This window comes from Lactobacillus sp. M0393, from assembly GCF_016102025.1.
Classification (GTDB): domain Bacteria; phylum Bacillota; class Bacilli; order Lactobacillales; family Lactobacillaceae; genus Lactobacillus; species Lactobacillus melliventris.
In genome coordinates, this window is sequence record NZ_JACFPK010000012.1 from 1 (window position 1) to 9,091 (window position 9,091).

10 protein-coding genes and 1 pseudogene are annotated in these 9,091 nt (G+C 32.8%); 9 read left to right on the forward strand and 2 right to left on the reverse strand.

Annotation, left to right across the window (positions count from 1 at the left end; genetic code table 11):
* The first annotated feature begins 571 nt into the window (after positions 1 to 571).
* From H3R29_RS08965 to H3R29_RS08995, 8 genes and pseudogenes are all read left to right on the forward strand, one after another.
* Positions 572 to 1,720 carry an ABC transporter transmembrane domain-containing protein gene (locus tag H3R29_RS08965; RefSeq protein ID WP_370567402.1) on the forward strand — a complete coding sequence of 383 codons (1,149 nt, stop codon included), beginning with the start codon at positions 572 to 574 and terminating at the stop codon, positions 1,718 to 1,720.
* 83 nt (positions 1,721 to 1,803) lie between these two features.
* A complete protein-coding gene (locus H3R29_RS09270) occupies positions 1,804 to 2,154 on the forward strand; it encodes an ATP-binding cassette domain-containing protein (protein WP_370567619.1) in 351 nt (116 codons plus the stop codon).
* Between the two features lie 157 nt (positions 2,155 to 2,311).
* A pseudogene (locus H3R29_RS08970) lies at positions 2,312 to 2,453 on the forward strand (IS3 family transposase); the annotation flags it as partial.
* 357 nt (positions 2,454 to 2,810) lie between these two features.
* A complete protein-coding gene (locus tag H3R29_RS08975) occupies positions 2,811 to 3,413 on the forward strand; it encodes a rhodopsin (protein WP_147446448.1) in 603 nt (200 codons plus the stop codon).
* 160 nt (positions 3,414 to 3,573) lie between these two features.
* Complete coding sequence (locus H3R29_RS08980) at positions 3,574 to 4,278, forward strand: rhodopsin (RefSeq protein WP_198203125.1); 705 nt, start codon at positions 3,574 to 3,576, stop codon at positions 4,276 to 4,278.
* A gap of 10 nt (positions 4,279 to 4,288) precedes the next feature.
* A complete protein-coding gene (locus H3R29_RS08985) occupies positions 4,289 to 4,924 on the forward strand; it encodes an ATP-binding cassette domain-containing protein (protein ID WP_122038084.1) in 636 nt (211 codons plus the stop codon).
* Complete coding sequence (locus H3R29_RS08990; protein WP_122038083.1) at positions 4,914 to 5,438, forward strand: hypothetical protein; 525 nt, start codon at positions 4,914 to 4,916, stop codon at positions 5,436 to 5,438. The genes H3R29_RS08985 and H3R29_RS08990 overlap by 11 nt, the downstream gene beginning before the upstream one ends.
* Before the next feature lie 10 nt (positions 5,439 to 5,448).
* On the forward strand, positions 5,449 to 6,234 hold the full coding sequence (locus H3R29_RS08995; RefSeq protein ID WP_198203124.1) for a hypothetical protein: 786 nt from the start codon (positions 5,449 to 5,451) through the stop codon (positions 6,232 to 6,234).
* Positions 6,235 to 6,284: 50 nt separating this feature from the next.
* Here H3R29_RS08995 and lepB read toward each other — a convergent pair whose 3' ends face one another.
* Positions 6,285 to 6,941: a signal peptidase I gene (lepB, locus tag H3R29_RS09000; protein WP_198203123.1), complete on the reverse strand. Its 657-nt coding sequence runs from the start codon at positions 6,939 to 6,941 to the stop codon at positions 6,285 to 6,287.
* A gap of 335 nt (positions 6,942 to 7,276) precedes the next feature.
* On the reverse strand, positions 7,277 to 8,722 hold the full coding sequence (locus H3R29_RS09005; protein ID WP_198203122.1) for an SLAP domain-containing protein: 1,446 nt from the start codon (positions 8,720 to 8,722) through the stop codon (positions 7,277 to 7,279).
* Between the two features lie 312 nt (positions 8,723 to 9,034).
* Between H3R29_RS09005 and H3R29_RS09275 the strand changes: the two genes are divergently transcribed.
* Positions 9,035 to 9,091 (forward strand): putative holin-like toxin (locus H3R29_RS09275; protein ID WP_370567620.1); only part of this gene is annotated, 57 nt, incomplete at its 3' end.

The following is a 9,091-nucleotide window of genomic DNA, read 5'->3' on the forward strand; positions in this document are numbered from 1 at the left end:
GGCATTCGCCACGTTTATTATTGTGTTGTTGGATTATATCAATAATCACAAGAAATAAAAAAGACCGTCCCAATAATACTTTAGCCAGTTAGGGATGGTCTTTATCTCTCACACAGCTAACCGCCTTTAGAGCGGCTGCTTGTTTTCAAAGAGGTCTTGTTAGCGCAAGGCCTCTTTTCTTTATAATTAAATTATATCATGACTGAATTAATTTTGCACAAGTTGACTGAGTCAGGGATTGCATGTTGTCATTTATAATCGTTTTTTTATAGTTACAAAATAGGATTAGGGATAAAATTAGTGCTAACGGGAAATTGTTCAGTATAAATATTAAAAGAAAATAAAATTATCTTATTGACTTTTAAAGATTAAAACCTTATTATTTTGGTTATCTAATATTTATTTTTTATTAATTTAAAAGCCTGAGTTTTAATAATTAAGCTAAAAATTTCTTCACATGGCTTATTGGACAAGCTTAAGAGCAATATTGAATTTAAAAATGAGTATACATACTATAAGTTAAGAACTAGACTAACAAAATGCTATTTAAAAAATATTGAAAGGAAAATCAATGATTATAAAATATTCAAACCCGTGGAGACTCGCCTTGTATGTCTTTTTTGCTTTTTTGAAATCACTTCAGGTTGTTTTTGTTGCCTTAATTTTTCAAAAATTTATTGATTTCGCCCAAAAGCCTCAAGGCAGCTTAATCAAGCTGACTGTCTTTGCTGTTTGTGGTCTGCTAATATTTGGAATAGTCGGCGTTATATATCAGTATTTCTATTATAAAATTATAGAAGAAATTAATCTTAACCTAAAAAGTGCATCTGCCAATTATTTAGTTAATAACTATGCTAGCCATAACGAAATTGACAGTTCATTTATGACCAATGACCTCAAGCAAATTGAAACTAATAGTATTGAGGCAGAGCTTTCAATCATTTCTGATTTAATTCAATTTTTGGCAGCTGTAATCTCTGCATTTGTTAGTTCTTGGATTATTGCGCTGGTATTTTTAATAGCTTCATTTACTCCTGCCGTTATTCAGACTGTTTTTGGCCCTAAGATCGAAAAAAATTCTGAAAAGTGGGAAAAATCCAATAGCAACTATACCAATACTGTTATTGAAACTCATTCTGGAGCGGAAATGGCTAACATCTATGATGTTCAATTTTCAATGGTTAACAGGTTGATTAAAGCAGCGAAGCTAATGGAAACGTCTCTTTTCAAAACCAATTGGACTAAAGGCATGTCTAATGAGATGACTATGATAGTAGCATATATTTTCAGTATGTTCCTTCCTTTTGCCATTGGTATCAGTTTCATTGTTAGCGGTCGGCTGACTTTAGGCACGTTTATGATGATAGCACAACTGGCTAATAATTTTATTAATCCTGTAGTTGGTATTTTTGGGTCAGTTAACGATATTAAAACGGCAAAACCGATTTTGCAAAAAATCAAAAAAATCGACTTGCTGATAAAGCCGCAGGGTAGCAATACTGCAACTGCTTCAGATACTTTCCAATCATTACAATTGACTGATGCTGGAGTTAGTCAGGGTAAACAGAAAATTTTTGCCAATGTTAATCTAAAAATTGATTCCGGGGAAAAAGTTCTCCTGCAAGCTCCATCAGGTTGGGGGAAATCAACTTTACTGAATGTATTAATTGGTATTCAACAACTTGATTCTGGATCCTATGAAGTTAATATTCTGAAGTAAATGGTGATTGGGGAAAATTACACGAGTACTTCTCTTTTATTCAGCAAAAGCCTTTTATTTTAGATGATACTTTAAAATACAACATTACTTTAGGTCGCCATGTGTCTGAAGAAGACTTAAATTATGCTGTTGAACAAGCCGGTTTAACTGATCTCGTAAACGAAAAGGGCTTAGACTATCAGCTTGGGAAGGGTGGTAGTAATTTATCTGGTGGTCAAAATCAACGGGTTGAAATTGCACGAGCATTAGTATCAAAAAGACCGATATTATTAGCTGATGAAGCAACTTCATCTCTTGATCAGAATTTATCTTTGCAAATACACCAAACAATTCTAAGTGAGTTTAAAGGAACTGTGATCGAAGTAGCACACCACATATCAGAAAAAGAGCAAGAAATGTTTGATCAAATAATTGATTTATCAAAGCAATCTTGATCTTGAGCTATCGATAAAGCATAGAAAGTAAGAGAGAAAAATAAGTAAAAAGGGATATGACCTTCGAAATTGAAGTGTTCCATAATAGTTAGACAATAATCTGACTATAAGGAGCACTTTTTTTCATGAATAAATGTTCCATTGCTTTGAAAAGCTGTATATGAATCTCACCGAGCTGGGAGATGCAGTAAGAAACTATTGAGTATTACAGTCAGAAAAGAATTAAAATCAAACTAAAAGGACTAACTCCGATCGAATATCGGCAGTTAGTCCTCAGTAAAGCTAATAAAGTGTCCTAATTTTAGGGTTCACATCATAATAGCTAACCTTTTTTATTAAAATGCCCTAGAAAGTTAATCAGTTGATTAATGCCTGGAGCATTTTTGCTTTAATTAAAGGAATTTAATATTTTAATTCTACTGATCGTATTTTTTAAATTCTGAACAAGTGGTATCATTAGTGTAAGCTTTTTCATTTTTGACTAGTGCGAGTGTGAACAAATAAGGAGAGAACAATTGCATTCTAAAGCGGTAGACTCAAAAGCATCTCTTGTAAATTTATTTTGGAATCAATTTTTATTTTTGTGGCAACTAATAAAATCGCGCTTTCTTTTTTGGTTAGGGTTAATATGCTTTGTAATACTGATGTTGAAACTAATGCCTAATTCCGCTATAGTTCCTCTTTTTTTCATGGGAGTTGATTTTAACGCTGTTAAATCACGCCAAGTTATTTTGCCTGTTTTTTGGTTTGTTTATTTTGTAGTACCGCTACTGATAGTCTTAAGCGGTTTTAAACAATTGTGGCAAGCAAGGGGAATGCAATTGCGAGGGCTGCGATATTCACCATTAAGTTTCGCTGTAGTTAATGTTGGGTTAATGGGGTTGATCACCATCATTTATGTGGTACTAACAGAGGGAATCATGACTTTAATGACTGACTTTTCTTGGCTAAGAAATTTTAAGCTATTACAATTTCACGGATTACCAGCTTTATTAGTATTGTTTATTATCAATTTTTTAGGAATATTTCTGTTGTTGATAATTCAAACCACTATCGGTCGCTTCAATGCTCCATTGGGTATAATTATTCCTTTTAGCCTGTGTATTATCACGATTTATACCACTTGGAAATATAATCCGCTCAATAGTTTAATGTTGCTGCGGGTCAATAAGAACAATATTCTGTTGTTACTAGTTACAACGCTATTAATGCTAATCGTCTATTTAATTACTAATCGTTATAGTGAGCTGGATTATTAAAAGTTTAATTCTACTATTTTTAACAATACTAAAATGATACTATTAATGTATAGAATTAAACGATAATTAAAAAATAAGAAATAAAAATTGGCTATCTATAAAAGTCGAATTAAATTGTACTTATTATGTGGCTATCCTCACTTTTAAAAAGAAGGTCTTTATGAAACGTCTATTTTGGAATCAATTATTATATTTATGGCAAATAATCCGCTTCCGTTTAATTTGTTGGCTAAGTTTGATTTGCTTTTCAATTATTTTTCTCAGTGCGCAGCTAATTAACAGTCCACATACTTCTATATTTAATCTTTTCTTTGCCGATACCAGTCAAGATACATCTTTTAATTTTATTTTGTGGCTGGTCTATTTCTTAATACCGCTACTTATTATGCTAAATAGCTTTAAACTGCTTTGGCAAACTACCGTTATGCACCTAAGAGGATTACAAATTCCACCGAAAAATTTTACTGTTGTCACTATGTTATTAATGGGAGTAATAGCTTTGGCCTACGTGTTTGTTACACTTTTAGTTATGTTGCTTGTTACGGCTTTATTTAAATTGCCCTCTTTGTCTTTTTTTCATTTAGCTGACTGGCAGGCGATCCCACTACTTTTCATCAACAATTTTTTAGGAATATATCTGACGCTTCTTTTGCAAGGTACAATTGGGAAGTTTAATTCGGCCTTGGGTTTGATTATTCCAGCTTCACTTTTGATAATGACATCTCTTTTAAAATGGCAATTAAATCCTTTGAATTGCTTGATAATTATGAGATTTAATTTCCCTGGCTTTTTATTATTATTGCTGGCAACTTTGATTATGGTGATTGTTTATGGGATTATTGACCATTTCTTTAGTGTAGAGTAAGGAGTAAAAAATGAGTTTTATTGAATTAAATGAAGTAGGAAAAGTAGTGAAAAGACGGCCACTATTGCATGATGTCAGTGCAGATATTCCAGAAGGCAGTATCACTGTTTTAGAAGGAATAAATGGTTCTGGTAAAACGTTAATCTTAAAAACGATTTTAGGCTTAATAAATACCAGTGGGGAAGTCATAGTTAATAGTAAGAAGATGAAGGTCCAAGAGCCTTATCCTATTAAAGCGGGAATTTTAATTGAAAATCCCAGTTTAATAGAAGAATTTACTGCTCATAAAAATTTAGAACTATTAGCGAAATTAGATCCAGATATTCAAGAAAAGCAGATTAATGATTTATTGGCGTACTTTGATTTAACCAGGTTCCCTAAACAAAAAGTTAAGAAATTTTCACTGGGGATGAAGCAGAAATTAGGAATTGCACAGGCCTTTCTCGGAGGCTATCCGTTAATTGTTCTGGATGAACCCACCAATGCGCTGGATCATGAAAGTATAGGTAAATTAATCAGATTGATTGACGGTTATAACCGTAAAGGTTCAACCTTTGTTATTGCTTCGCATGATCATGAATTTGTGAACAAAGTCGCCACGCAAAAGCTATATGTACAAGAAGGAACAATTAATCATGAAAAATAAAAAATTATTATGGAGCTTCTTCGTGGTAATAATAATTGTAGTTGGCTGCGTGGGCTTTTATCGCTACAACCAGGTAAACGCCCATCCTCAGCAGTATGGTGTGACTAAAGAACAGCTTTTTCACAAAAATGAATTGGTAAAAGCCTATCATGTTAACTTTATTGTTCATGAAGCTGCAGTTAAGAAAAGTAAGGATGTTGTACAAGCCAAAGTCAAATTTAATATACGTCAAACTGGTCAGTCATTCTATGGCGAGAAAAAGAACAATCCTAATTTTAGAGAAAATATGTATCTAAATAATCCTTATGGTACAAGCAATCCCTCAATAAAATTGTATGACAAAAGTCACAACAGTATTAATCCTGATAAAGCATTAGCGCACGGCAAGCAGCCTTTTACAATATTTTTTACCATTCCGCGCTATTCATATGACATGCGCAATCAAAGATTACGTTTCAGTTTCTTAGTACCAACTAAGAAGCACTATGTCAAATATTCGCTTCTGCTAGAATAGAGAGGATAAAATGAAATTTTTGTGGTCACGTTTGAATAAATTATGGTTGTTTTTAGCATTGGTAATAGGGCTAAGTATCAGCGTTTTACAATGCATTGTTTCTACGTCTAAAAATATTCTTGCGACAAACTCACCTTATACTATGTGGATGTCAATAGATGGATTTACTTTTGTTCCTACTATATTTTTTATCTTGTTACCGTTAATTGCGAGTTTACCTGCCAGTACATTATTAAAAGAAGATTTTACCAACGGCTATTTTTATAAATTAAAGATGGAGAAGTCCATTAAACAAATCTTGTTAGGATACCTAGAAATCGCATTTATGACCGGCTTTATTGTAATTGCTGTTCCTTTACTGTTTAACTTTTTATCTTGGTTTATGATATTGCCTAATGTTAAGCCCGATAATTTACTTAATATTAATATTGGTGCCAGAAATTTTACTATGCTGTTTGTCTCCCTTTATTATTCCCATCCATTTGTCCACGCTATTTTGTCAATTATGTTTTCTTCTTTTTGGGGAGGATTATTTTCTGTATTCGCAATGGTTACTTCTTTGTGGATTAAAAATAAGTTTGCTGCCATGTGTACAGGTTTAGTTTTGCAAATAGTTTTATTATTAATGAATGCAACTATCCATTTGCCATATTTCATAAGTTATTCACCGGCTGATTTCTTACGTGAACTCCCTGGAACTGCTAACATTTATGTGGTGGTGTTTATGACTGCAATATTATTACTTTATTGTATGATTATGTTTCATTTGGATGAAAAACGATTAGCAGAGTTATAAAAAGTGAAAGGAAAAAGGATTAAGTCCAAATGTTAAGGGCCTAATCCCTTTTAATATGCTTTCATTCTGTTAAGTGGCCAATAGCGATACTTGACAACACCTTCAATTTTACTTCTAGGAATTGCTCCTATATAACGACTATCTTTTGAAACGCTCCTATGATCTCCCATTACAAAATACGAGCCTTTGGGAACTTTGTTAGTACTTTTCATTTCTTTTAATTGAGAAGGGGAATAAATACTTTTATATTCTTTTGTTCTTGCTAAAGAACGAATTGAAAAGTCAGCAGTATAAGAATATTTAGTACCATAAAAGCCGTCTTCATTATCCGTCAGCTTAAATCCTGGTTTTAAATAGTCTTGATTTATTTTTTTGCCATTAACATAAATTTTATTATTTTTTCCAGTAACAGTTTCACCCGGTAATCCTATAATTCTTTTTATATAAAAGGAATTACGTTCATCCGGAGCCTTTAAAATGACAATTTCATTTCGTTTCAATTTGTTATTGCGATTAGCTATAACTCTTTCTTGATTTTCAAAAGTTGGTTGCATCGAGATACCAGATACGGAACATTTAACTATCAAATATTTTGTTAATAAAAAATTGATTAAAATAAAAATCGCAAATAAGACTATTGTATATTTTAAAAAATCATAAAATTGTTTTGTTTTCTCATTTTTTTCGTTATTCTGATTATTTGCCATAAGTAAGTCCTTACAAATAAAATTACATATTAATATAACTACCCTGTGGTTAATAGATAAATTATAGGCAGATAAATAATTAAAAGTCAAAATAATCTAAAAACCAACCTAAAATTAAACAAATAACCTATTTAGATGATATAAACTTCTTCTAATTTTGGAGATCACAATCTATATCAGATCATAAGGCAAATTTCTGTTTTTATTGTAAATAGCAAGTCATAGTTATAAAAAGTCTCAGTTGAAAGGAACTAGATCAAAACAAAAAGGACTAACTTCGTTAAATATCGGAAGTTAATCCTTAATTGAAATCTATTAAACAGAGTAAAAAGCCTTTACAATGGTTTCGTTAAAGCCAACTCACTATTAACTTTTAATTCATCGGCTGGAAGAAACCAACTATTCTGTTGATTCTTTAAGGTGAATGTAATTTGTTTAACCTCTTGTAGGCTGGCTGTATTTGAACTATTAATTTGCTTTGCATATGCTAAAGCTGCATCATATGTTTCATGTCTGTATTGCTGATAATTCTCACTTGCTTTAACTTTTTCATCTTGATTGATTGCTTTTTGCAAGTCTTGTTTATCAGTTTCAGTAGCTGACTTGGCATCTGCTTTGGCTTCATCTACTGTATTAACAGGCTTTAACAATGGTCCAGAAATAAATTCGCTGTCAGCTGCTTTAACAAAAGTCATACTGTCTTTGTTAATTCTCTGGAAAAAAATGTCACTCACAGTTGTATTTGGAGCAAGGTGGTAATATAACTCAGCCTTGTTTTCATTGTTATTCCAAATGTATAGTTCTTCATCAACGGGTATGAAAGTGCCTTTAGCAAAAGAAGTAGTTGCACTATTTGTTGCCGTTAGGTTTGAACGAACCTGTCCGTTGGCATCATAAGCATCAGTATTCTTGCTGGCAGAAACATAAGTATAATATGTATAGTTTAGAAACTGCTGTCTTGGCTTTTTGTTTACTATTGATGTGGCGAAAAATCCTGTCTTTGTTCCGCTTATGCGATAACTAGCTCTGTATGATGGTCCAGACAATACTTGAGAGACGCGATCAACTTTGACCTTTTCTCCAGGTTTAATACTTGTACGCTCTTTACCGGTGCCAACCCGTATAGCACTAGTTGTATTAACTTTCACACTTACATCAGTTGTGTAAAGTGGTTTATTATCTATTTGCCCAACATTGGCCGCATTAACATAGCCACCGGCTCCAATATTGTAGTAATATTTACCACCGATTTTTTTATAAGGGAGCCATGACTGATTATAGTTGTCATCATTGACTAAGAAATACTGTTTGCTATTCCGGTCAATTTTTTCTACAGAGCCAGAGTATTTCAAAGGGGTTCCTTTGCGCAAATGCGTATTCTTTTTACTGCCACGGAATTTGTATAGCCGTTTACCATTCTTATCGTAAACATAAGAATTGTAATTGAGCTCCAAGTTGCCATCTTGTACCTGTTTGTTGACAACACCAACATTAGCCGCCTTAACGTAGGCACCACCGGTTAAAGGATAGTAGCTTTTACCATTAATCGAAGTTGTTTTGGCATTACCGTTTACGGTGGTGCCCATACGCAATGTCCCTTTACCGTTATAATAGGTGCGCTTGCCCTGAGCCGTATAAACATAAGAATTATGATTCAATGTGAGAGTATCAGTCTTAGCAGCTAATACTTCTGTATTGCTTGGCATTACTGCAGGTAGCATAGGACTAATAGCAAGAATGCTTGCTATGGAACCATAAACAAACTTTTTATTTAATTTCATGTAATCACCTCAAAAATTGATTAAATACTTTACATCCAGTATAGAATAATATGCTGTCTTTGAACAGGCTTTCAAACAGTTTAATATTAAGTTAATAAGGTGAGTGAAAGTTATTTACACCAAGCCGTTTAGTTAATTATCTGGCTCTTCTTTTATTCAATATGCAAACAGTATTTGTTATAATTAATTTAGAATTCAAGCAAATTGTTTTGAGGGCGGTTGGCTGTTGATCTGGAAAGGAGATGGTGCCTATGGCACGAAATCTTTTAGAAAGAGAAGCAGTTAATGAGCGTTTACCAGGCATTACAAATAATGTTGGCATTCGCCACGTTTATTATTGTGTTGTTGGATTATATCAATAATCACAAG

Coding starts and splice junctions, on each gene's coding strand:
- H3R29_RS08965 (WP_370567402.1), top strand. CDS start 572: ATGATTATAAAATATTCAAACCCGTGGAGACTCGCCTTGTATGTCTTT.
- H3R29_RS08975 (WP_147446448.1), top strand. CDS start 2,811: ATGCCTAATTCCGCTATAGTTCCTCTTTTTTTCATGGGAGTTGATTTT.
- H3R29_RS08980 (WP_198203125.1), top strand. CDS start 3,574: ATGAAACGTCTATTTTGGAATCAATTATTATATTTATGGCAAATAATC.
- H3R29_RS08985 (WP_122038084.1), top strand. CDS start 4,289: ATGAGTTTTATTGAATTAAATGAAGTAGGAAAAGTAGTGAAAAGACGG.
- H3R29_RS08990 (WP_122038083.1), top strand. CDS start 4,914: ATGAAAAATAAAAAATTATTATGGAGCTTCTTCGTGGTAATAATAATT.
- H3R29_RS08995 (WP_198203124.1), top strand. CDS start 5,449: ATGAAATTTTTGTGGTCACGTTTGAATAAATTATGGTTGTTTTTAGCA.
- lepB (WP_198203123.1), bottom strand. CDS start 6,941: ATGGCAAATAATCAGAATAACGAAAAAAATGAGAAAACAAAACAATTT.
- H3R29_RS09005 (WP_198203122.1), bottom strand. CDS start 8,722: ATGAAATTAAATAAAAAGTTTGTTTATGGTTCCATAGCAAGCATTCTT.